The organism is Arthrobacter sp. B0427-1-12 (assembly GCF_059092905.1).
Window position 1 is genome coordinate 1 of sequence record NZ_JBNHIC010000213.1, and the last position, 466, is coordinate 466.

The 466-nt window shown below is 69.7% G+C and carries 1 protein-coding gene; it reads right to left on the reverse strand.

Annotated features, from left to right (window positions below; translation table 11 throughout):
• Positions 1 to 173 precede the first annotated feature (173 nt).
• Positions 174 to 466: DUF6286 domain-containing protein (locus tag AC5RWU_RS24605; protein WP_493986786.1), on the reverse strand; the 293-nt coding region annotated here is incomplete at its 5' end.

Sequence of the window (466 nt, forward strand, 5' to 3'; positions counted from 1 at the left end):
CCGGCGAGCTGCCCGCTGGCGAGCAGCAGGAGCAGGGCGCCGGCGAGCAGGCTGAGCAGGCCAAGGATGAGCAGCCAGGTGCGGTTGAGGACTCCGGTGGTCTGGCGCATCATGATCCTTCTTTCCGCGGTGCGGGGAGGGCTTTCCACGGTGCGGGGAGGGCGGCAGCCATGTCAGGACTTCCGGGACCGGACTGCCGCGCTGACCCGTGGCATCGGTTCCAGGCCTGTGGATTCAAGCCGTTCCTGTACTTTGGTGATGACCCTGGTGCGCAGTTCATCGGTTTCGTGCAGGGGGGTGTTTATGGTGAGGTGGACCCTGCGCCCGGTGACGGTGGCGGAGGCGGTGCCGACGCCGTCGATATGGGCACAGTGCGCGCAGGCCAGGCGGGCGACCGCGCTGCGGGTCATGACGATCTCGCGGCTGGGGGGCGGCTGAGCCGGAGCGGCGGTGTCCGGAGCGGCGC